Origin of the sequence: Caballeronia sp. AZ7_KS35 (assembly GCF_023631045.1) — a bacterium.
GTDB lineage: Bacteria > Pseudomonadota > Gammaproteobacteria > Burkholderiales > Burkholderiaceae > Caballeronia > Caballeronia zhejiangensis.
The window spans coordinates 1-21,634 of the sequence record NZ_JALQDV010000062.1; the positions used below are offsets into that span (position 1 = coordinate 1).

The 21,634-nt window shown below is 59.2% G+C and carries 15 protein-coding genes and 2 pseudogenes; 10 read left to right on the forward strand and 7 right to left on the reverse strand.

Going from position 1 to position 21,634, the window contains the following annotated elements; translation table 11 throughout:
• Positions 1-102: 102 nt before the first annotated feature.
• The 4 genes and pseudogenes from NCT05_RS37120 to phnA form a co-directional block, all read right to left on the reverse strand.
• Positions 103-330 (reverse strand): annotated as a pseudogene (locus tag NCT05_RS37120) (aldehyde dehydrogenase family protein); the annotation flags it as partial.
• Between the two features lie 64 nt (positions 331-394).
• Positions 395-1,570: an ABC transporter substrate-binding protein gene (locus NCT05_RS33055; RefSeq protein ID WP_250504259.1), complete on the reverse strand. Its 1,176-nt coding sequence runs from the start codon at positions 1,568-1,570 to the stop codon at positions 395-397.
• Between the two features lie 126 nt (positions 1,571-1,696).
• Positions 1,697-2,986, reverse strand: a complete 1,290-nt coding sequence (locus NCT05_RS33060; protein WP_250504260.1) for an MFS transporter — start codon at positions 2,984-2,986, stop codon at positions 1,697-1,699.
• 48 nt (positions 2,987-3,034) lie between these two features.
• Positions 3,035-4,264, reverse strand: coding sequence for a phosphonoacetate hydrolase (phnA, locus tag NCT05_RS33065; protein WP_250504261.1), 1,230 nt, complete (start codon positions 4,262-4,264; stop codon positions 3,035-3,037).
• A 104-nt stretch (positions 4,265-4,368) separates the two neighbouring features.
• Here phnA and NCT05_RS33070 point away from each other — a divergent pair, with 104 nt between their 5' ends.
• From NCT05_RS33070 to NCT05_RS33110, 9 genes are all read left to right on the forward strand, one after another.
• The gene (locus NCT05_RS33070) at positions 4,369-5,259 is read left to right on the forward strand and encodes a LysR substrate-binding domain-containing protein (protein ID WP_250504262.1); all 891 of its coding nucleotides are present in this window, start codon (positions 4,369-4,371) and stop codon (positions 5,257-5,259) included.
• Between the two features lie 762 nt (positions 5,260-6,021).
• Positions 6,022-6,927, forward strand: coding sequence for a LysR family transcriptional regulator (locus tag NCT05_RS33075; protein ID WP_250504263.1), 906 nt, complete (start codon positions 6,022-6,024; stop codon positions 6,925-6,927).
• Positions 6,928-7,049: 122 nt separating this feature from the next.
• Entirely contained in the window at positions 7,050-8,240 is a 1,191-nt protein-coding gene (locus tag NCT05_RS33080) for a CaiB/BaiF CoA transferase family protein (protein ID WP_250504264.1), read from the forward strand.
• Between the two features lie 12 nt (positions 8,241-8,252).
• Positions 8,253-9,218, forward strand: coding sequence for a hydroxymethylglutaryl-CoA lyase (locus tag NCT05_RS33085; RefSeq protein ID WP_250504265.1), 966 nt, complete (start codon positions 8,253-8,255; stop codon positions 9,216-9,218).
• Positions 9,219-9,230: 12 nt separating this feature from the next.
• Entirely contained in the window at positions 9,231-10,241 is a 1,011-nt protein-coding gene (locus tag NCT05_RS33090; protein WP_250504266.1) for an SMP-30/gluconolactonase/LRE family protein, read from the forward strand.
• 57 nt (positions 10,242-10,298) lie between these two features.
• Positions 10,299-11,621: an MFS transporter gene (locus NCT05_RS33095; protein ID WP_250504267.1), complete on the forward strand. Its 1,323-nt coding sequence runs from the start codon at positions 10,299-10,301 to the stop codon at positions 11,619-11,621.
• Between the two features lies 1 nt (position 11,622).
• Positions 11,623-12,006, forward strand: a complete 384-nt coding sequence (locus NCT05_RS33100) for a VOC family protein (protein WP_250504268.1) — start codon at positions 11,623-11,625, stop codon at positions 12,004-12,006.
• A 73-nt stretch (positions 12,007-12,079) separates the two neighbouring features.
• Positions 12,080-13,393, forward strand: a complete 1,314-nt coding sequence (locus tag NCT05_RS33105; protein ID WP_250504269.1) for a dicarboxylate/amino acid:cation symporter — start codon at positions 12,080-12,082, stop codon at positions 13,391-13,393.
• 82 nt (positions 13,394-13,475) lie between these two features.
• Positions 13,476-14,471 (forward strand): D-2-hydroxyacid dehydrogenase, encoded by a 996-nt coding sequence (locus NCT05_RS33110; RefSeq protein WP_250504270.1) that lies wholly within the window; start codon positions 13,476-13,478, stop codon positions 14,469-14,471.
• A gap of 315 nt (positions 14,472-14,786) precedes the next feature.
• Here NCT05_RS33110 and NCT05_RS33115 read toward each other — a convergent pair whose 3' ends face one another.
• From NCT05_RS33115 to NCT05_RS33125, 3 genes are all read right to left on the reverse strand, one after another.
• On the reverse strand, positions 14,787-15,251 hold the full coding sequence (locus NCT05_RS33115) for a hypothetical protein (RefSeq protein WP_250504271.1): 465 nt from the start codon (positions 15,249-15,251) through the stop codon (positions 14,787-14,789).
• Between the two features lie 1,697 nt (positions 15,252-16,948).
• Positions 16,949-17,179 carry a hypothetical protein gene (locus tag NCT05_RS33120; protein WP_250504272.1) on the reverse strand — a complete coding sequence of 77 codons (231 nt, stop codon included), beginning with the start codon at positions 17,177-17,179 and terminating at the stop codon, positions 16,949-16,951.
• A 351-nt stretch (positions 17,180-17,530) separates the two neighbouring features.
• Positions 17,531-19,372 (reverse strand): hypothetical protein, encoded by a 1,842-nt coding sequence (locus NCT05_RS33125; RefSeq protein WP_250504273.1) that lies wholly within the window; start codon positions 19,370-19,372, stop codon positions 17,531-17,533.
• A 627-nt stretch (positions 19,373-19,999) separates the two neighbouring features.
• On the opposite strand from NCT05_RS33125, the pseudogene NCT05_RS33130 reads away from it, so the two are divergent.
• Positions 20,000-20,395 (forward strand): annotated as a pseudogene (locus tag NCT05_RS33130) (transposase); the annotation flags it as partial.
• Positions 20,396-21,634: the final 1,239 nt, after the last annotated feature.

Genomic DNA, 21,634 nt, shown 5'->3' on the forward strand with positions numbered 1-21,634 from the left:
CCCCCCCCAGATCAGGCGGGGGTTGCAATCGGGCAAGACCCGTGAGGGCGGGGTGGGCGGGGCCCCCCCCCGGCGGGGGCGCCCCCCCCCCCCCCCCCCCCCACGATTGAGGATCGATGCGCGCTCGAAGCGCGATAGCGTAGGCTTGTAGCGAAGCGCCGCATCGCAGGCCATGCGTACGTCTTCCACTGAAGCCATCGGAACGGTGCCAACGACATCGCCAGTGTACGGATTGAAAACCTTAGCCACCCGGTCGCGCCACACCCGCTCTCCGTCGATCCGCAGGGCCTCTTCGCGAAACCGCGCCGGCTCCTGTTTGATCTGATCCATCCTTCTTACCCCCACATAGGTCGATATGTGCGTGCCAGTTATCGGCGATAATTCAAGCCGGCATTCAGTCTCCGGGAAGGCCGTTGACGTCGGCGAAGAAGAAATCCTGCCAGTTGTCGGGCTTGGTCGAGAGAAGTCCAATCTCGTTCATGAAAGACGCGAAGGTCATGAACTTTCTGGGTGTCATCGTCCACTCGATCTCGGGATCGCGGATGATCCGCTCGATCTGCGCGGCCGACATGTCATTGACGCCCTCGGTCTGTTTCCAGAGGGCGGCCGCGCCGGCCGGATCGACCTGGATCTGACCGTGAGCCTCCCGTAGCGCGGCAACGAACGCCGCAAAGACTTTGGGATTGGCATCGTGGAACTGCGTGCTTGTCCATACCGCGTTATATGTGTGCGGACCGCCGAGCACCGTATAGCTGTCGAGGACCTTGTGGATTCCCGGCGCCGCCATCTCCTCGTACATCAGTGGTGCCGCGCTGAAGTGAGCGTCGATGTCCGTGTTTCCATCCAGCAAAGCTTTCATTGCCTGAGGATGACCAAGCGCAACCGTGTACGGGTCGAGCTTGCTGACCTGGCCCTTGCCGAAGCTCTGCTCCGCCGCCATCGCCAGCGTGACGGCCTGAATGGATGTGCGCACCTCGGGCACGGCAATCCTGTCCTTCGCTGTGAAGTCCGCGATCGTTTTGACCGAGGGGTTGGACGTCACAAGATAGATCGGCATCGACACTAGCGCACCGACGCCTTTCACCTTGACGCTCGTGCGCGTCTTGTCCCAGCTCGCCAGCAACTGACTGACGCCGCCGGAAGCGAAGTCGAGCTGGCCCGACACGAGCGCGTCATACATGGCCGCTGCGCGCGGAAACCGCTGCCATTGCGCCCTGACGCGGATCCCGAGCAAGGCCGCGTGCTTCTCCAGCAGTTTGTTATGCACCATCACGATCAACGGCAGATAGGAAATTCCGACCCCCGTCGAACCGCCGATGACTACGGTGATGTTCTGTCCACGCTCACGTCCTGAAACGTTCTCCGGGCTTGCAGCCGCAGGCCGGTCTCCAATCGATGGCGAAGGAGGCGAAGACTGACTGAAGCCGATTGCCGGCACGGATAACGCGGGGGCTGCGGCTGCGGCGAGCAGCATCTTGCGGCGACGCCGGGACACGGAATTCTTGCCTGCGCGATGCGCGGAGGCGGATGGCCCATCCACAGACGCGTCATACCGATAAATGTCATTCATTGAGTATCTCCTTGGCAGGCTGACTTGACGTTCATGGCATCGACCACCCGGTCGCCCGTCTTCGTTCATGGAAGAGCCCGAAAATTTTCGTCGACGAAGCGGAATGTCCGCGCGGCGCGCGACTCGTCAACGCTTTATCAGCAAAGAGAGCACTGCGCTGCCCGCGCAAAGCCCCGCGACGATCGGAAAGATGATCGACGTCTGACCGGTCATATCGATGACATGTCCAATCACCGGCTCGCCGATCCCCGCGAACATGTAGGACATGGTGTTGAGGACGCCTGTCGCGGTTCCGGCGGCGCGTCGTCCGAATATGTCCGGACAGAGCGCCCAGAACGATGACGCAGGGCCGAAGACGAAAAAGCCGCACAAGAAAAGCAGCGCAATCGCGGTAACGCTGCCATGTGGAACGAACATCATCAGGATCGCAGTCGCGCAGGCGAGCACCATGTACCAGACGATCGCCACGTAGCGCCGTCCCTGGAACAACACGTCGGAAATCCAGCTATTCGAGAGCGAGCCGAGCGCCATGCCGATCGGCAAGGCCACCGTGATCCACTTCGGATCGATCAGCGTCGCCGAGGTCTTCCAGTCCAGACCGAGAAAATGAACCGGCACCCAGACCACGAGTGCGTACCGGGCCGCATTCTGAAAGCCGATGGCAAAACCCGTGATATAGAGCCGCCAGTCTTTCATGACGAGCGCGTAGCGTTGCGCACTCGTCAGTTCCCGTTCCGTGCCGGCTGACGTGGCGGCGGCCGACGATTGGTGCGTGCCCGGGAAATCGCTGGCCGCGGGCCGTTCGGACACGAAAAGCAGCAGCACGAGCGCGCCCAACAACATCGACAGCGGAGCAAGACGGAATATCCACACCCAGCCGAGCTGCATCGCGCCGAGTATCACCACTGGAAAAATATAGGCGAGCACCGACGAGAATCCGGAGAACCCTATGTACACGCCGTAGACGAAGCCTCGATGCGTGTGGTCCCACCAGTTCGTCAGCAAGCGGCTGCCCGGCGCGAAACCCATCGACTGAAAATACCCGTTGAGGCCCCAAGCCAGCAGGAAAAACATGAATGTATGGCCGAAACTGAAGAGCCAGTTCGCCGCCACCGAAAGCACGGCGCCGGCAATCATCATGGCCTTGCCGCCCAGCTTGTCGCCCAGATTGCCGTTGATGAACTGGCCGCCGGCATAACACCAAAGCATCGTTGCGCTGATCCATCCGATTTCATACTTCGACAGGCCGAAATCGTGCTGAATGCCCGCCACGGCGAATCCAAGCGTCTGCCGGCCGGTGTAATAGAACAGGTAGCAGAACGTGACGCCTACGAGCGCGCGCCACTTGTAGTGCGTGAACGAGGCGTTTCTTCGTTCGGACGTGTACTGCAAGGCGTCAGTCGAATCTGAGGGCATTGCTGTCTCCTGGCCGTGCGCAGTCTTTGCCACGCTAGCCGATTGTCTTCAGGCGAGATGGTTCAGTGCGAGATCGATTACGTCGAAGTTGCGCAGACGCCGCGCATCGTCGATTCCGCGCAGCTTGCGATTGAAGATGAGCGGCACCTGCTGTTCGGACAGGCCGCCATGCGAGCGCAAGGGAACCGTGAGTCCGGACAGGTCGTGCTGTTGCGCCGCGCTGCCGAGCACCGCGAGGCGCTCTCCGAGCACGACCAGCTCGCCGATCCGGTCCGCGGGCAATTCGAATCGTGTGCTCGCCTCCGCACGCGTCAGTACCGCCTCCACGCCCCTGATCGACGCGATGAAGGACATGACATCGCCCTGGCGCGCGTCATCGGCATCGCGCAGATAGACGGTCGCATAAGAGCCGAGCGCCCCGTGATGGACCACGTACGGGTCCGTGATAGGCAGAATGACGCGCGCTGCGTGGGAGCCATATCGCGCATCGAGCCGGTCTTGCAGGAACACGATATTGGGCCGTCCGACCGAATCGGTTTTCGCGTTCATGCCGTGATCCGCTGTGATCGCGAGCACCGCGCCAGCTTCGTGCAGCCGCCTCAGGTAGCCGTCCATCATCGCGTAGAAAGCGTTGGCTTCTGGCGTGCCCGGCGCATGTTTATGCTGCACGTAGTCGGTGGTGGACAGGTACATCAGGTCGGGGCGCTCCTTCTTCAGGATCGAGACGCCCGCGGCGAACACGAACTCTGAGAGTTCGGCGCTGTACACCGACGGCACCGGCATGCCGACTCGGTCGAGTATGTCTTCGATGCCGTGCTCCCGCTGCGTCACCTGATCGGCTTTTTCCGCTGAGAAGCAGATGCCTTCCAGCCGATGACCCAGCAGACTGCGCAGCTTGTCCTTCGCTGTCACCACGGCGACGCGTCCGCCGGCGCGCGACATCTCCGCGAGAATGGTGGGCGCGCGGAGATAGCGGGCGTCGTTCATCAGGACCTCGGCCTGGGTTTCCTCGTCGAAGAAGAAATTGCCGCAGATGCCATGCACCGACGGCGGTGCGCCAGTGACGATGGACAGGTTGTTCGGATTGGTGAACGACGGCACCACACAATCGCCCTCGAGGACGGTGCCGGCGGTTTGAAGACTGGCGAGAAACGGCGCGCTGCCGGAGAGGATCGCCTGGTTGATGTACTCCTGCTCGCAACCGTCGACGCACACGACGATAGTGGGCTCCGAGGGCATCATATAGCTACGGGAATTGACGTGGAACGCGCGGCTCATTCGAATACCTTTGCTGTGAAGTGATCTGGAAACGTCAGCGTATGATGAGCAATTCGCTCACACAACCGAAATAACTTCGCGATATCTGAAAGAAAAACTCACAGATGAGATCAAGACTTCCCCCTCTCAATGCGCTGCGGGTGTTCGAGGTCGCGGCGCGCGCGGGCAGCTATTCGGCGGCCGCGCGTGAACTGAATCTGACGCACGGCGCAGTGAGCCGTCATATCGCCATCCTCGAAGAATGGCTGGGCCAGCCTCTTTTCGCGCTCGAAGGTAAGAGCATGGTGGCGTCCGGCTATGCGCGCGCATTCGCGCGCGAAATCGGCGGGGCATTTGACCATATCGCAGACGCTGCCGAGCGCTATGGCAAGAGTCACGACCACAAGGTGATCCGGGTGAGCGCGGCGGCCACGGTGGCAATGCGCTGGCTGATTCCTCGGCTGCCCTTGTTCACGGCAATCCATCCGGACGTGGATGTGCGCGTGTCGACGACCCTGACAAGCGATTCAGCACTGAGGGGCAGTTTCGACCTGGCGATTCGCCGGGAAGTGCCCGCCGACGGACAGTTCCAGGCCTCGCCCCTGTTCGAGGAGCGCAACACGGTCATTGCAAGCCCGGCGCTGATCACTCCTGCGCGGCTGTCGTCGGTGGAACAGCTTGCGGCAGAAACATGGCTGACGACGCAATCGCGTCCGAGAGACTGGGAGGAATGGACGGACGCCGTCGGCCAGCCTGCCCTTCGTGCGAGCCGCACCTTACGCTTCGATCACTTCTTCGTGACCCTGCAGGCCGCGGTCGACGGACTCGGCTTCGGCATTGGACCGTTCCCGACGCTGGAATCTGACTGCACGCTGGGGCGCCTGCAGAGGCCGTTCCCCGAGTTGACCTGCAAAGGCGCGACCTACTACGTGCTGGTTCCGCTCGACGCCGACAAGCCGGTCCACATGCGGGATTTCATCGACTGGCTCAAAGCGAGAGGCGAAGACCGCCCGTGATCCTGCTTCTCGGTCCGACAGCCGCTCCGCAGGCGGCTCGTACAGCCTTTGCGGCCCGTGTCTTGGCTGAAAATGTCGCCATGACCGGCGGTGACCGAGAGCAGCTTGGCGATGTTCTCCGCACAATTCCCCGTCTTACTTACGATTGGCGGGAGACCTCAATCTGCCTGATCCTTGGAAGCCAGAACCTGGTGCAGCGTGCAACGGCTGTGTGTAGCTTCTCGCCCGAATTGAGAGCATCAGGACACACGCACGACGATGCGATGATGTCCGCGCGGCAGACACCGAAGAGCCTCATCACCGGTTTTGAGCAGCTACACGCAGTGCAGAAACGAATTTCTACCGTCCAGCCGGGTGCTTTCTCAAACCGAATGCCCGAGTCTCGGCCTTCGCGGACGTTCGATGTTCACCGACTGTGCGGCCGCAGCTTGCCTGTTAGCTGTCGTTCGCGATGCGGCTCGCTTGAACGGCGGCTTCCGGGGACGGCGAACTAGGCATTACGACCCTGAGCAGACTCTCAACTCATCAAGTGATCAGCGGCAGATATACGAACGAGAGCGGCCACTGCGATTGCACCGCTACTGTTCGGTCTAATGGCAAGCGATTCCGCTTCCATAGCTGAGGACGTCCTGAGAGCGCGCTGTCCGCGATCGTCGGAAGTCAGCTGCTCCTCGTGTCGAGCCGGCGCTCAGCAGGGCCGCGCCATAGCTAAAGGCGTTTCCGTTACAGTGGCGACACGGCACGATCCACGTGAAGCCACACATGACCAGCTACTTTCATTACGATCTGCATTCGCTGCGCCTTTTCATCGTCGTCGCGGAAACGGGCAGTCTGACGCGCGCCGCCGACCGCACCAGCATGACGCTGTCGGCGGTGAGCAAGCGCATCGCCGATCTGGAGCGCAGCACCGGCTGCACGTTGCTGCTGCGCCAGCCGCGCGGCGTCGAAATGACCGCGGCCGGCAAGGGTCTTCTGGCGCATGCGCGTCAGGTGGTCGAACGCGTGAACCGCATGGCCAATGAGATGAGCGACTACGCCGTCGGGGTGCGCGGTCATGTGCGCATGTGGGCGAACACATCGGCGATCGTGCAGTTCCTTCCGCGTGATGTGCGCATCTTTCTCGCCGATAACCCGAGCGTCAAGATATCGCTGGAAGAGCGTCTGAGCGGCGATATCGTCGCGGCGGTCACGACTGGCGATGCGGACATCGGCATCTTCGCGGACAACGTGCCCGCGCCGAACATCGCCAAGGTCGTCTATCGGCAAGACCGGCTCGTGCTGCTGGTGCCGAACGAACATCCGCTCGGATCGCGCGAACACGTTGCATTCGTCGACACGCTCGATTACGAGTACGTCGGTCTCAACGAAGGCAGCTCGCTCCTCGCGCGGCTGCTGGATGCCGCGTTCAGCGCCGAACGCACGCTCAAGGTTCGAATTCAGGTCAGCAGTTTCGATGGCATCTGCCGAATGATCGAGCAAGGACTCGGCATCGGCGTGTTGCCGGAAGCGGCGGTGCGCACCGAGATTCTCGCGGCCGGCCTTCGCCCCGTTCGTCTCCTCGACGACTGGGCGGACCGCACGCTCTGGATCGGCACCCGCTCGCGCGATGAGCTTTCGCCCGAAGCCGCCCGTCTGTTCGAGTTCATGTCCGCGCAAACGCATGCCTGACAACGCTCCGAGTGCCTTTCCAAAATGGAAAGGGTCGTTGAAAATTCATTGATTTTCAGCGCGGCCGGTTCGTTTCACAGTGAAGCATCGCAATCAATGACGACGCTTCATAGGAGACAGCTGTGACGAAGCCGCTCGCAGGCATACGCGTGCTCGAAATGGGACAGCTCATCGCCGGTCCCTTCGCTGGAAAGATGCTCGCCGAATTCGGCGCGCAGGTCATCAAGATTGAACCGCCCGGCACGGGCGACCCACTGCGCAAATGGCGCCTGCTTCATGCAGGCACGTCGGTCTGGTGGGCGGCGCAGTCCCGCAACAAGGAATCGCTGACGCTCGATCTTCGCTCGCCCGAAGGACAAGACGTCGCGCGAAAGCTCATCGCACAGAGCGATGTGCTGATCGAAAATTTCCGCCCCGGCACGCTCGAAGCGTGGGGCCTCGGCTGGGACGAACTGCACGCGCTCAATCCCGATCTCGTTATGTTGCGCGTCTCGGGCTACGGCCAGACTGGGCCGTATCGCGACCGGCCCGGCTTCGGTGTCGTCGCCGAAGCAATGGGCGGCTTGCGGCATTTAAGCGGCGAACCCGGCCGCACGCCGGTGCGCGTGGGCGTGTCCATCGGCGATTCGCTTTCCGCGCTGCATGGCGTGATCGGCATTCTGCTCGCGCTGCGTCATCGCGATCAGAACGGCGGTGAAGGACAGATGATCGATGTCGCGCTGTACGAATCGGTCTTCAACATGATGGAAAGCCTGTTGCCCGAGTTCTCCGTGTTCGGCACGGTGCGTCAGCCGGCGGGCAGCAGCCTGCCGGGCATCGCGCCGTCGAACGCGTATCGCTGCTCTGACGGCAAATACGCGCTGATCGCGGGCAACGGCGACAGCATCTTCCGCCGCCTGATGGATCTGATCGGCCGCCGCGATCTCGCTGATGATCCCGCCCTCGCACAGAACGACGGCCGCGTGAAGCAGGTCGAGCGTATCGACGCCGCCATCGCCGAATGGGCGAATCGCCAGCCGCTTGACGACGTGCTCGCCGCGCTCAACGAAGCGCGCATTCCGGCGGGCAAGATCTATGACGTCGCCGATATCGCGAGCGACCCGCACTATCGCGCGCGCAACATGATCCTCAATGCGCATCTGCACGACGGCACGCCCGTGCAAGTGCCGGGCATCGTTCCGAAGCTGAGCGCGACGCCCGGCACGGTCGAAAGCGAAGCGCCGACGCTCGGCCAGCACACGGACGCGGTGCTCGAACGCATCGGCATCGACCAAACGACCCGCGACGCATGGCGTGCGCGCGGCATCATCTGACAGGAGCGCTCCATGACTGGCCAGCGTGTGCATATCCAGGAAGTCGCGACCCGCGACGGCTTCCAAAACGAAGCGCAATTCGTCGATGCCGACGCGAAAATCGCTCTCATCGACGACTTGAGCGCGTGCGGCTACGCGAAGATCGAAGTCACCTCGTTCACCTCGCCGAAAGCGATTCCCGCGCTGCGCGATGCCGAGGCGGTGATGCACGGCATCGCGCGGCGCGAAGGCATCGTCTACACCGTCCTCGTGCCGAATATTCGTGGCGCAGAACGCGCGCTGTCGTGCGCCGTCGATGAAGTGAATCTGGTGATGTCGGTAAGCGAAAGCCACAATCGCACGAATCTGCGCATGAGCCGCGAGCAGTCGTTCGCGCAATTGCGCGATGTGATCGGCGTCGTGAAGCAGACGAACGTGGCGATCAACGTGTCGCTCTCGACCGCGATGGGCTGCCCGATGGAAGGCGACATCGCCCAGGAGGATGTACTCGCGTGGATGCAGCGATTCGCCGATCACGGCGTGCATGGCGTCACGCTTTGCGATACAACCGGCATGGCGTTCCCGTCGCAGGTCGGCGCGTTGTGCGCGGCGGCACGCGAGCGCTTTCCCACGCTGGAACTCACGCTGCACTTTCACAACACGCGCGGCATGGCTCTGGCGAACACGCTCGCCGCGCTCGATGCGGGCATCGACCGTTTCGATGCATCGCTCGGCGGGCTGGGCGGCTGTCCGTATGCGCCGGGCGCGACCGGAAACGTCTGCACTGAAGAACTCGTTCACATGCTCGAACTCGACGGCTACGACACGGGCGTCGATCTGTCCGCGCTGCTGTGCGCGTCGGCACTGCTGCCGGGTTTGATCGGGCACGACGTGCCGAGTCAATTGCTCAAGGCTGGGCGTCGTCTCGATCTGCACGCGATGCCGTGCGCCGCCAGTGACGGTCGGCCGGCACAACGCGCCTTCGCGCAAGCGGACTGAGGGAGCGACGGCATGCAAAGCTATCCTCTTTCGCGCGATTTCCACGTGTCGTTCAGCGATCTGAAGCTGGTCGCGCGCGGCCTTGTACGACCCGAATGCGTGCTTGCGCTCGACGACGGCACGGTGATCGCCGCGCACGGCGAAGGCGGCTATTCGGTCATCGCGTCCGATGGCGCGCTCACGCACCGGCTGATCGAGCCGCGCGATTCGAAGCGCGCTTATGTGCCGAACGGCATCGCGCTCGCGCCGAATGGCCGCGTGCTCTTCGCGGATCTCGGCCACGCGCACGGCGGCCTCTTTTCCATCGACAGGCAGGGCAAGCTCGAAACCGTGCTCGATGCCGTAGACGGCATCGCGCTTCCTCCCAGCAACTTCCTCTTCGTCGATGAGCACGGCGTGCTGTGGTTCACCGTCAGCACGCGCAAGATTCCGCGCAGCGAGGCGTGGAACCACTCGGTGCCGGACGGTTTCATCGGTGTCGTCGATCAGAACGGCGCGCGCATTCTCGCCGACGGACTCGGCTACACCAACGAGGTCGCGATCTCGCCCGACCGCAACTGGCTGTATGTGAACGAAACCTACGCGCAGCGCGTGAGCCGCTTCCCGCTGCTCGGCAAGCAGGAAGCGCCCGTGCTCGGTCCGCGCGAAACCGTCGCGCAGCTCGATGGCGCCGATCTCCCCGACGGCCTTGCCTTCGACGCGCACGGCGGGCTGTGGCTGACCTGCATTGCGAGCAATCGCGTGCTGCTCGTGCGCCCCGATGGCGAGGTGCAGGTGATCCTCGCCGATACCGACGCCGAACACGCCGACCGCATCGCACGCGGCATACGCATGGGCACGCTGCAACACGCCGACATGCAGACGCCGGGACGCTCGCGGCTCGGCAATGTGTCGAGCATTGCATTTGGCGAGCGCGACATGCGCACGGCGTACCTCGGCTGTCTGCTCGACGACTGCATCCGTTCGTTCCAAAGCCCGATCGCTGGGTTGGCGTTGCCGCATCGAAGCCGCCGTATCAGCTGATCGGATGAGGCCGCAGAGCCACACCGATCCCATCATCGACCTATGCAGGAGACGAGCATGAACGACATCGAATCGCGAACGATGCGCAAACTACTGCGCCACTTCGCGCCGCTTCTGACCATCTGCTTCGTGGTCGCCTTTCTGGATCGCGTGAACGTCGGCTTCGCCGCGCTCACGATGAACCGCGACCTCGGTCTTTCCGCATCGGCTTTCGGGCTCGCCGCCGGACTCTTCTTCGTCAGCTACTTCATCTTCGAAGTTCCGTCGAACATCCTGCTGGAACGTGTCGGCGCGCGGCGCTGGATCGCCCGCATCATGCTGACCTGGGGCCTCTGCTCAGCGGCGACCGCATTCGTTCAAGGCGAGTCGTCGTTCTACGCAGTGCGTGTACTGCTCGGGGCGGCCGAAGCCGGCTTCTTTCCCGGCGTCGTGTTCTTCCTGACACTGTGGGTTCCGGCGACGCACCGCGCGCGCGTGATAGGCGGCTTCATGGCCGCGATGCCGCTAGCGAGCGTGATAGGCTCGCCGCTCTCCGGCTATCTGATGAGCCTGCACGGATGGCTCGGCCTTGCTGGCTGGCAGATCATGTTTCTGCTCGAGGCGGTGCCATCGCTCGTGCTCGCGTTCGTCGTCCTGCGCGTGTTGCGTGATTCGCCGAAGGACGCCGAATGGCTCGACGACGACGAACGCGCATGGCTCGAATCGACGCTGGCCGCCGAACGCGCAAACCGCGCGACGGCCGTCGAGCGCGGCATACTCAATCTGCTGAAGAGTCCGGTGATCCTGCTGACCGCGCTCGCCTACTTCGGCGTCACCGGCTTCAATTACGGATTGAGCTTCTTTCTGCCGCAGATCGTACGCGCATTCGATTTGACCCTCCAGCAAGTGGGTTTTGTCAGCGCGCTGCCGTTTGTCGCGGGCGCGGCGGGCATGATTCTATGGGGCCGTCACTCCGATCACACCGATGAGCGGCGTTTCCATCTACTCGTTCCGCTGGCGCTCGCTGCAATCGGACTGGCCGGCTCGACGATCGTCAACGCGCCCGTGCTCAAACTCGCGCTGCTGTGCCTGGCAAGTTTCGGCGTGTTCTCGGCGTTGCCGGTGTTCTGGGTAGTCGCGCCCCGATTGCTAGGACCGGCTGCCGCTGCGGCCGGCATCGCGCTCATCAACTCACTCGGCAATCTCTCTGGCTTCGTCAATCCGTATGCCGTCGGCCTCGTCAAGGATGCCACCGGCAGTTTCGACGGCGGCCTGCGACTAATCTCGGCGTTTGGTGTCGCGGCGCTCGTCATTCTGCTCTTTGTCACGCGCAGGATGCGGGGCACACGACGACAAGAAAGCTCCGACGTTTCGACATTCGAACCCGGCAGGGGAGTCTAACGTGAACCTCATCGACCATCTCGACCACCTCGTCCTCACCTGTGTTGATATCGACGCTACCAAGCGCTTCTACACCGAAGTCATGCAGATGCGGCTCGAGACTTTCGGCGAGGGGCGCATCGCGTTCCGCTTCGGCGATCAGAAGATCAACGTGCATGTTCGCGGGGCCGAGTTCGAGCCGAAAGCGCATCTTCCGGTCGCGGGCGCGCTGGACTTGTGTTTCATCGCGGCGGTTCCGCTCGACGATGTCGTCGCTCATCTGGCGCAATGCAACTGGCCGATCATCGAAGGCCCGGTGCAACGCACAGGCGCCACTCAAAGAATTCGCTCTGTCTACGTGCGGGATCCCGATCTAAACCTCATCGAAATATCCGAACTTGTGTAACAGACGGTCCACATCGAGCGGTGAACGGCAGATAGGTCGACCCGCTTCTCAACGACGTAGCAGGAGACACATCATGAACATCGCAACGGAAGCGCCCGTCGAGGCGCAACCCATTTCCCGGCCGCGCAAGCGGTGGTTCCAGCATCTGTATATCCAGGTATTACTGGCGGTCGTGCTCGGAATCCTTCTCGGGCACTTCTATCCGTCTGTCGGCGAAGCGATGAAGCCGCTGGGAGACAATTTTCTGAAGCTCATCAAGCTGATGATCGCGCCGCTGATCTTCTGTTCGGTGGTGCACGGCATTGCGAGCATGAACGACATCAAGTCGGTGGGACGTGTCGGCATCAAGTCGCTCATCTACTTCGAAGCGATGACCACGCTCGCGCTCGCCATCGGTCTCGTCGCGGTGAATCTGATGAAGCCCGGCGGCGGCATGCATATCGATCCGCGTACGCTCGACGTCTCGTCCATCGCAGCGTACACCAAGGCCGCGCACGACCAGAGCGTCGTTGGATTCCTGTCGCACATCATTCCAACGACGGTGTTTGGCGCGTTGGCCGAGGGCGACATTCTGCAAGTACTGTTCATTTCGATCATCTTCGCCTTCGCGCTTCAGATGCTCGGCGAACGCGGCAAGCCTCTGCTCTTCGTGATTGATGCAGGCGCGAACACCTTTTTCAACATGGTGCGCATCGTGATGTACGCGTCACCGATCGGCGCGTTCGGTGCGATCGCGTTCACCATCGGCAAGTACGGCGTCGTTTCGCTCAGCTCGTACGGACAACTTCTGCTGACTTACTATCTGACCGGGCTCGTGTTCGTGTTCGTCGTTCTCGGCACGGTCTGCAGACTCGCAGGATTCAGTCTGATCGCCTTTCTGCGCTACATCCGCGAGGAGCTGCTGCTCGTGCTCGGCACGTCCTCTTCAGAGTCGGCGCTGCCTCGGCTCATGGCGAAACTCGAAAAACTCGGCTGCGAAAAATCCGTCATCGGTCTCGTCGTTCCCGCTGGATACTCTTTCAATCTCGATGGCAGTTGCATCAACATGACCGTGCTCGCGATCTTCATCGCACAGGCGACGGACAGCACACTCAGCATTGGTCACCAGCTCACGCTTCTGCTTGTCCTGCTGCTCACGTCCAAGGGCGCGGCGAGCGTCAGCGGCGGCGCATTCATCGTACTGGCCGCGACACTTAGCTCGGTGCCCGGCATTCCCGTCGCAGGCCTCGTCCTTGTGCTCGGCATTTATCGATTCATCTCGGAAGGCGGTGCGCTGATCAACGTCATCGGCAACGGCATCGCGACGATCGTCGTCGCCGAATGGGAAGAGGCGCTCGACCGCGACACGTTGAAACGCCAGCTCGCATCGGGACCGGGTGACGACTGAGTACGCGCATCTTTCCGTTCGAACCGACGCATCGCTCCTTGAAGCGCCTCATCACCACCGCAGCCGAAGCAACCGACAGAACATGACTTCATCATCGTCACCGCTCCGTGTCGTCTTCCTCGACCGATCGACCATTCCGCCCAATACGCGCCTGAAGAGTTTGCCCTTCAGTAACAAATTTGAGGTGTTCGAATCCACCAAGCCTGAAGAGGTGCGCGAACGAGTCTGCGATGCCGATATCGTCATCACCAACAAAGTGAAGCTCTCCGCCGACGTTATCGCTCATGCGAAACGCTTGAAACTGGTCGCGATCGCGGCAACCGGCGCTGATAACGTCGACATGAACGCCTGCGATGCAATGGGCATATCGGTTTGCAACGTTCGCAACTACGCGGTGCACACTGTCCCTGAGCACACCTTCGCGCTGATCTTCGCGCTTAGGCGCAGCCTGACGGCTTATCGTTCGGCAGTGCAGGCGGGTCGCTGGAAGGCGTCCGGACAGTTCTGCTTCTTCGACTATCCCATCAAGGATCTGACGGGCTCGACGCTCGGCATCGTCGGTGATGGCGCGTTGGGAAAGGCGACCGCCGAAATTGGAGGAGCATTAGGGCTGAAGGTGCTTTTCTCGTCGTTCAAGGGGCGCAACGACATGGGCATGCTCTACACGCCGTTCGACCGCGTACTCGAAGAATCCGACATCATCACGCTGCATTGCCCGCTAAACGATCAGACCCGCGACCTTATCGGCGATGCTGAATTCGCAAGAATGAAGCGACGCCCTATTCTTATCAACACGGCGCGCGGTGGACTGGTGAATGAAGCGGCACTGGTTCGTGCGCTGAAAGACGGCTCGATATCCGGCGCGGGTTTTGATGTCGCCACTGAGGAGCCGCTGCCGGAAGCCAATCCGTTGAATGAAATCCTAGATCATCCCGCATTCATTCTGACGCCTCACGTCGCGTGGGCCAGCGAAGAGGCCATTCAGGCGCTCGCCGATCAACTGATGGAGAACATTGGTGCGTATGTCGCGGGACAACCGCGAAACGTCCTTAACGCACCGCGCACCACTGGCTGGTAACCGGGTCCCGGAACTATTTCTAAAGGATCAGTACTTGCGCTCTGCGTCGATCTCTGCCGTCTACGTCCTCCCGAGCAAGAATTCAGTCGGCGGCCTTATTCGCAATTGGAGCCGCCAATCGGAACGGCAACGTCCGATCACGCTCAATGATGGCAAGTGGCCGGTCGGCGCCTGAGATGATGCGCGTACGGCGCTGCCGTCTGGCTAGAGAGTCGGCCGACTGCGTGCGACCCAACCCGGCCGCTCGACATGTCTCCTTCGAAATGGCCGCTTTTATAGTACAACGGCCACACAAGCACCGTCTCGGAGCCTCCCCTATTCGGGCGTGGAGACAGAAGGCGTTTTCGCTGCGACTTCAGCGAGCCGACGATCATACTCAGCTTGCGCCGCGTCGATCTGTCGTATCAGTTCTCTCAGCCCCTGGTCCCGGTTCCAGCCATTGGGCGCAGGATCGTCTTCGAGCGGCATCCCGACGTGCTTCCGGACCTGCCGCGCCAAGTCTGAGGCCTGGAGGCCGAGACTCGAATATCCTCGCCTCCTCTTGCGAAAGTAGTCGGTGTGGTCGGGGTAGTCGTCGTCGAACTCTCCGATACCAGCCAGCCAGCTCTGAAGCTGCTCATGCTGGTCAGGAAGTCGCAAAATCGCGTACATTAGATCGACGGGCAACACCTTCCACTCGACGTCAATATCAAGCGGTTGAAAAACGGGTAGCGTTGTAGTCGGCGTGAACTCTTCACCGTCTGGGCCTGCGGGGCGTCCGTACGCGGTGCCGTCCGTCAAAAGCGACGTGCGAACCGACCCATTGCCGACAGTAGAGGCGTCAGAGATGCAACGGCCTTTTTGTAAGGGTACAACGGGCACCCGACCGAAGAGAGCTTGGTAGACCGACTAATCGGCTTGTCCTCCTCGAAAATCAGCGCCGTGGCCCCCCGGATTTTGCGCACAAGCCGGTGCACGGCTCGGACCAGAACCTCGTAGTCTGTTGCTTTGGAGTGCCGGCAAGTGCAATCAGCTTAGGACCCTCAGCCTTTTTGGTCTGGCGTTCGATTTCTTCGCCGAGGCATTCCACCGGAGCCTCCATCGTGCCCGTCACCACCATCCCCACCGATTCCACCGTTTCCCGGTCACGCCCGATTCCGCCGCTCACGTCAATTAGTACCTGGCCCTTAGCAGGTGCCGGCCTCTTCGAAGTTGGGCGCTCGATGCATGCCGTGGGAAAGCCGGACTTCTTCCGCTGAACGGTCCGACTACCCGCCCGTTCCGCTGCCGTCACTTACATCAGATAGCGCTACGGTTACACGGGGCCGTCTGAATCGATGCGCCAATTCTTGTCGGGTCGGCAAATACCTCTATCGAAAATAATGTCTTGTTTACCCGGTGGCGTTTCAGTCCGTAGATACCAAACCCGATAACGGATGTGGACATCGCCGCCAAAGCGGTCGAACCATGGACCATTCTTCGCCTTGCACGAGAATTGCACTCTGTTAGATGCAGCAAGAGACCAGGATGCCCAAGCGTGCGAGGGCCCCGTAAGGAGCTCGGTATCGACGCGACACAGCTTCATATCGGGGGGAATGGTTTCCGTCCAAGAATGCCGTTCGTCAATACCCTTAAATGGGCTGTACGGAGCGTCACAATACAACTCTGCCTCCCATGCGGGCACGACAGCGCTTATGTTTGGGTTGCCTTCGTCGTCGACCTGACGTAGCGGCTGAAGTATCTGCAATGATTGGGCCGTGCAGGCTGTCAGCGCGAAGATTAGCAGGACTTCGGTCGACCACATTCCCCGCGCCATGTTTGCTCCCCTCGTTGTCGTCTTCTGTTGTAGTTGAATGCAACAATTAATCAAGTAGCGAAGAAAGAGCCGTTTCCGGAACGGTGTCGAGGTCAAACCATCGCACCGCTCGATCCTCGGTCTACGTGCGTGCCTTAAAGAATCGATCGCCCGGTTGAGTGATTATGCGGAAATTGTCGAGAATGGGCAGAAACTGGACGATCAGGTGAGGTCGCCAAAGGCCGCTTTTATGGCACTCCTATTCGCAAAACCTCGATTCGAGAAGGTAGCATGCGTGCGCTTACGGGAGAGTCACATCGGCGAGGATGACTAAGTTGCCGCGTCGGCCTTCAAGTTGCAAGCGGAGATGTTGCGGCGTGAGCTTCCTGGGCGCCGCCGCAGAACTGGACGAGCTATGTGTATCGCGTACTGGACCGGCAAGGATGGTGTCTTCGCTCATTCTCGCGACGATGAGCCTACGCGAGTGCTTTCGGAAACGACATCAGCGATAGCGAATGGCAAAAGCGGCGCGCGGCTGCCGAAACGCGGCTAGAAGAACGCTGGTTAGGCGTGCGCCAAGGTTCGCGCGTGGGCGTCGCGACAACGACCGGATTCACAAAGACCAATCGCAGAGCTGCACCCCGACAAGGATTTTGTGGGACGCAAGCGGAGCAAACCGCACGAGGCAAGCATATCAACGGTCTCATTGTTTCTTGCATGCTTGAGAGCTTGCGCAGCCTTGCTTGCACAACCATTGGTTGGCGTTTTTCTCACATTCGTTGTAGCAATTCTCGCACTCCTTCTTGGCGTCGTTGTTGTCGCTCCAAGGAAGACCGGAAACCGAAATCGAACCCGAACAACCTTTAACGCAGCCAGATACTGCCAACGTCAAAATAACCATCCCGGCATAGCGCAACATTACCTTGTTCGTCATTGACTCCCCCTAAGATGTCGGGACAAGATTGGCTACAGAAAAAGCCGATCGCAGACTGTCTAGAGGCTTTGCACCTAACGTCTGGTATGCCGGCATGGGGTATTTTCCGTTTGGACACTTCGATAACGCGCCTAACGACGCGTCTGTTGACTCACACACGACGATCCCTAGCGAAGCGACGCGTTCGGCTGACTTTTTCAATATAGGTAGACGATTAACAGATGAAGTCTTGAATTTGCTCAGATCTGGGCAAACGGAGGGGGCGAAAAGCGGACCCGCCACCCCCCACTGCGTAGCAACGACGCACGTAGCGACCGTTGCGCTCTCATTGTTTTCCGGGCACGGCGCTGATTAAATGTCGCCACGCAGGGGCATCCCGCACTGCATATTCTTCGGCAACACCTTCAGGCAATCAGTGATGATTGCGTCCTCGGGTAGCCGAGTGAAGACGAGTTCATCCTCCATCTCATATAAGTCTTTAGTGAGACGTCGTGATGCCGCCAAGACCTCGGTACGCAATGCGAGAACTGCAGCATAGGGGAGCTTATCCTTGAGCCTCTGATCTACTAGGGCCGACATTAGCTTGTCAATAATTGTGTCAAGGCTTCTTGTCGGCGCAATGAATCCCGCGATGGTCCGTAGGTTTCTGTCTGTCTTTCGATCTTGCTCGTCCCGATCGTCGCTCTCAGGAACATACCCTTGACATGACAGATTAGGCGCCGATCGAATCTCATTTTTCTGGAGCGCCACTGCATAATCCGCGATCCGGCCCAACAGTGCAACTGGAGACTTGAGAGTAAATATTTTCTCCGTCTTCGAACTATGCTTATATTCAGCTGAATTAAGAAACGCGTCCCATTCCGAGAGAATGTTGTCTATATATTTTTTCAAGTCGGTCAGATCAGTCGCAGAAAGCATTAAACTTCTTTTTGATATAGTGTCAACAACATGAAAGTACGCGTCTGACGTATGTATCGACAATGCTCGAACCCTGCCCGAGTATTCGACTTGTGAAGTATCGCCCAAGCGGGAGAGTAGAGAAGCGGGATCAATAGGCTTGACACTCAGCGGAAGGGCTTCGGTTGCCTGTTTCCACGCCCCCTCACCGAAAGCGATTTCCTCCGCACTCAACGGGAACATCAAGTAGTTTCGTATAATTGTTCGCATTGTTCCTTCAAAGATCGACGTCACTGGCCATTTTTCCTTTGTGTTGCCTTCTTGCAATGCCACTGCGGCCAGTTGTGCAGCAATGAATTCGGATATCCGGTTCTTGTGACCTGTCCAATAAATCACAGGGATAAGACTGAATGAGGCTTCATCAAAAATTTGTTCTTCATTAAAAACGGAAGAAACTGTTTCCATCGCGCGCACAAGCATATCGTCTGCGTCTTGCGATGCGCGCTGAGGCCTGAAGACGATGTCCTGCAACAGCAAGACACGTCTTTCATAATTTTTATATCGTTTGTTGCCTCCATCGGAACGATTTAGTGCATGAGCGAAAAAAACAGCGTCCACTATTCTTCTTTCCTCCAGCGCCCTGAACATTTGCTTCTCGTTATAGAACTGGAATAGATGGGAAATGAAGAAGAAACTGAAAGCGGCCAGCCCGATTCCAAAGACGGTCGTTACCGCGCTTATTTTAATGAGTGCACTCCATTCAAAGCTGGCGGCATTTTTTCTGCGTTTTCTCATAAGAAACACAACAAATACAGCAATTAAAGCCGCCGCGGTCGAGGCTAAAATCAATGAGGGAGAAAGAAAAGCGATGATCGTCGTTAATATCACATAGATATTCGCCTCACTTTCATCCAGCGCTTTCTTGATTTTGTCGATATTTTGCGAAAATACGGCGTCTAAATCTTTCAATGCATCGCTACTGATTGCCCTAAGTCTCTTCTCAGCAAGGTCAATGCTGTTCTTCGCCATTTCGTCAAGCTCTTTCAACTTATCGCTTAGAATTCCATTCAAAACCTTCCTTGCGAGTTCTATTGTCTCTTCGCTCCGTCTTTTTAAGGCGTCATCGAAATGGTCTATAGTCGGCGTCGCCAGGTATTCGTCTACGATTCCGCCGCCTGCTTGAACATTTATCAAATCGTCGCCGCAAAAGGCAAAACAAGGTAGACTGTGGATTGGGAAAGGTAAGAGATATAGCGCTGCAGCGGTGAGATATGCCATTAACTTTGGAACGTTCATGCGCCTCCCATGCATTCGAAAATCGGCTTTGCCTGCCGATTCGATTTTCAAACGTCGCGGTTTTTCCTACCGGGCGTGGCATTCGATCGAACATATTGTCGCCAATTTCATTTAGTGCTCTGCACGCGTTGCCGATACAGACTTTGACCCGCAAAGCGAATACGGGCGAGCGACTAATTGCCCGGCGGCGCGTTACAAACTGACCAATTGGCGGCTAAGCATGTAACCCTCGGCTTACGTGTATGGCAAGACCCCGTGGTCATCTGCGCCGCGCTCTTTGACATTCGGGACTTACGGTAAGCGTTGCAAGAAGATATTTTTACGGCTTTTGGGCTGGCATCCTTCTAACCGCCTTTAACAAGAATCTAGCGTAGTCGCTGAAAAGGAAAAGGCAAGGTCGGGGAAGTCCGTATAAGTCTCGCCACAATGATCTCAATGCTGATTTGGAGACGGGACCGCACCAGTCTGACGGGATTTGCCGTTTCTTGCTTTACCTTGGGACTCGAATTGCGGCTTCATAGGTCGGAGCCGAGCTCTTGGGCCGTTGCCGAAGTGGACAGCGTCAAGCAGCACGGCCGGTTTACCGACAACCATCTTGGCTGGCGGCCAAGATGATTTTATATGAACGCCTGTAAAGCGATCGCGGCGATTCCCGGTGTCGGCCTGCTCACGGCCACCGCGACGGTTGCGACAATGGGAGACGCGAAGTCATTTAAATCCGGACGCGAGTTTGCCGCCTAGCTTGGCCTCGTCCCTAAGCAGATAGGTACTGGCGGAAAGGTCCAGCTACTGGGCATCAGTCGACGCGGCGATACACACGTGCGCACGCTCCTGATCGACGGCGCACGCAGCGTACTCTTCCATGGCAAGCAGACGGGGCCATGGGTCGAGCAGTTGCAGACGCGACGACCATCGAATGTCGTCACGGTAGCGATGGCGAACAAGATGGCGCGAACAATCTGGGCGGTGCTCATGCATGGCAGAGCATATAACCCGGAGCATATGAGTACAAAGCCGACTTGAGCAACGAAAAGTGTGAATCGAAGTTTGCAGGATGACGTCGAAAGGTTGGGGGCGTTCATTCCATTTGTCGCCCTCCACCGAAGATAGAGACAGGCGCTGAGCACCCTATTCGACGCCCTGCGAGCTGCCGCACTCGACCCAGTTTAGTGGCTTGAGCGAGCTCGCTTTCAAGGGGCGGGTTCAGCGATCGCCGGCGATGCGCCTCGCGCCACGAGCCGATTTGCAAAGTCCGCTTCAGGCTCAGGGCCGAGATTCCGTCCTTGCCGCAGGCGAAGTTCCAGCAAGCTGCGAACCAAACTGTGAGTGGCGTACGGGTTCGGTCGAAGATGGTCCCCGCCGTCACGGATGTTCGGGTGTCACAGTCCGCACACATGACCCTACCGTCTCCCAGCCGCCATCCGCCCGCGTGAGCGCAGCCACTCCAGGTAGTCCAAGCAGTCGGCGTCGGACTGGAACCAGGTCTGGAACTCGCCAAAGGAACGAGGGTAGTCAATGCCTGCGATTGGGATCTCCATGCCGGGTAGTATGCGATCACCTCCGGTTAAATGGATACCCCATATCGATCTTATCGAAATAGCCATGCCCCCTGCGAAAACCCCTTCGCTGCAAACCGCGTCTGAGCGTCAGACCGCCATGTAACAGCTTCAAAGGTTACGGTTGACTTGCAAGAGGCCAAAATCGAAATTGGACCGGCTGGTTCTGATGAGATAGCACACGGCGCGATACGTCTTCTCGGAAGGTTGGTATACATGCCTTTATCGCCGAGATCGTCGACAATCTCCTCCTTCTTCCGTCCTCGTGCGCAGCTTCACCAATCGAAGCATGAGCCCGGTCGTGGCGGGCAGGTTCACGCGAAGTATTAAGCTTTTGCATGGCGCGACTGGTAGGTCTACATTGCTTTCATAGTGCTATTTTTGAGGAGCCGCCTGGCAACACCAAGAGATCGCTCCATATAGGTGCGAAATGAAAAACATTAGAAAGATGGTTTAGAACGTTGCTCCTGCTAACTTTTTGGTTAGGAACTCTTACTGACACCGTTTGCGCGACGGCTGCCCAACAAGCTCCATCTGGACAGTTGTCCGCCGATAAGGGCTGCCGGCGGCATGTTGTTGCGTAGAGACACCAATGAGAGATCCAAGAGCGCATCAAAATTCGACCTTTTACATTTTCAATTGTCAATGCCGCGCATTGCAGTGCGTCATGTCCTCTCCTCCACTGGTTTCCAATTCTCCGACGTTT

What these genes read in the sequence shown, in the direction of transcription:
- NCT05_RS33055 (WP_250504259.1), bottom strand. Translation starts at nt 1,570, where the DNA reads ATGAATGACATTTATCGGTATGACGCGTCTGTGGATGGGCCATCCGCC.
- NCT05_RS33060 (WP_250504260.1), bottom strand. Translation starts at nt 2,986, where the DNA reads ATGCCCTCAGATTCGACTGACGCCTTGCAGTACACGTCCGAACGAAGA.
- phnA (WP_250504261.1), bottom strand. Translation starts at nt 4,264, where the DNA reads ATGAGCCGCGCGTTCCACGTCAATTCCCGTAGCTATATGATGCCCTCG.
- NCT05_RS33070 (WP_250504262.1), top strand. Translation starts at nt 4,369, where the DNA reads ATGAGATCAAGACTTCCCCCTCTCAATGCGCTGCGGGTGTTCGAGGTC.
- NCT05_RS33075 (WP_250504263.1), top strand. Translation starts at nt 6,022, where the DNA reads ATGACCAGCTACTTTCATTACGATCTGCATTCGCTGCGCCTTTTCATC.
- NCT05_RS33085 (WP_250504265.1), top strand. Translation starts at nt 8,253, where the DNA reads ATGACTGGCCAGCGTGTGCATATCCAGGAAGTCGCGACCCGCGACGGC.
- NCT05_RS33090 (WP_250504266.1), top strand. Translation starts at nt 9,231, where the DNA reads ATGCAAAGCTATCCTCTTTCGCGCGATTTCCACGTGTCGTTCAGCGAT.
- NCT05_RS33095 (WP_250504267.1), top strand. Translation starts at nt 10,299, where the DNA reads ATGAACGACATCGAATCGCGAACGATGCGCAAACTACTGCGCCACTTC.
- NCT05_RS33105 (WP_250504269.1), top strand. Translation starts at nt 12,080, where the DNA reads ATGAACATCGCAACGGAAGCGCCCGTCGAGGCGCAACCCATTTCCCGG.
- NCT05_RS33110 (WP_250504270.1), top strand. Translation starts at nt 13,476, where the DNA reads ATGACTTCATCATCGTCACCGCTCCGTGTCGTCTTCCTCGACCGATCG.
- NCT05_RS33120 (WP_250504272.1), bottom strand. Translation starts at nt 17,179, where the DNA reads ATGACGAACAAGGTAATGTTGCGCTATGCCGGGATGGTTATTTTGACG.
- NCT05_RS33125 (WP_250504273.1), bottom strand. Translation starts at nt 19,372, where the DNA reads ATGAACGTTCCAAAGTTAATGGCATATCTCACCGCTGCAGCGCTATAT.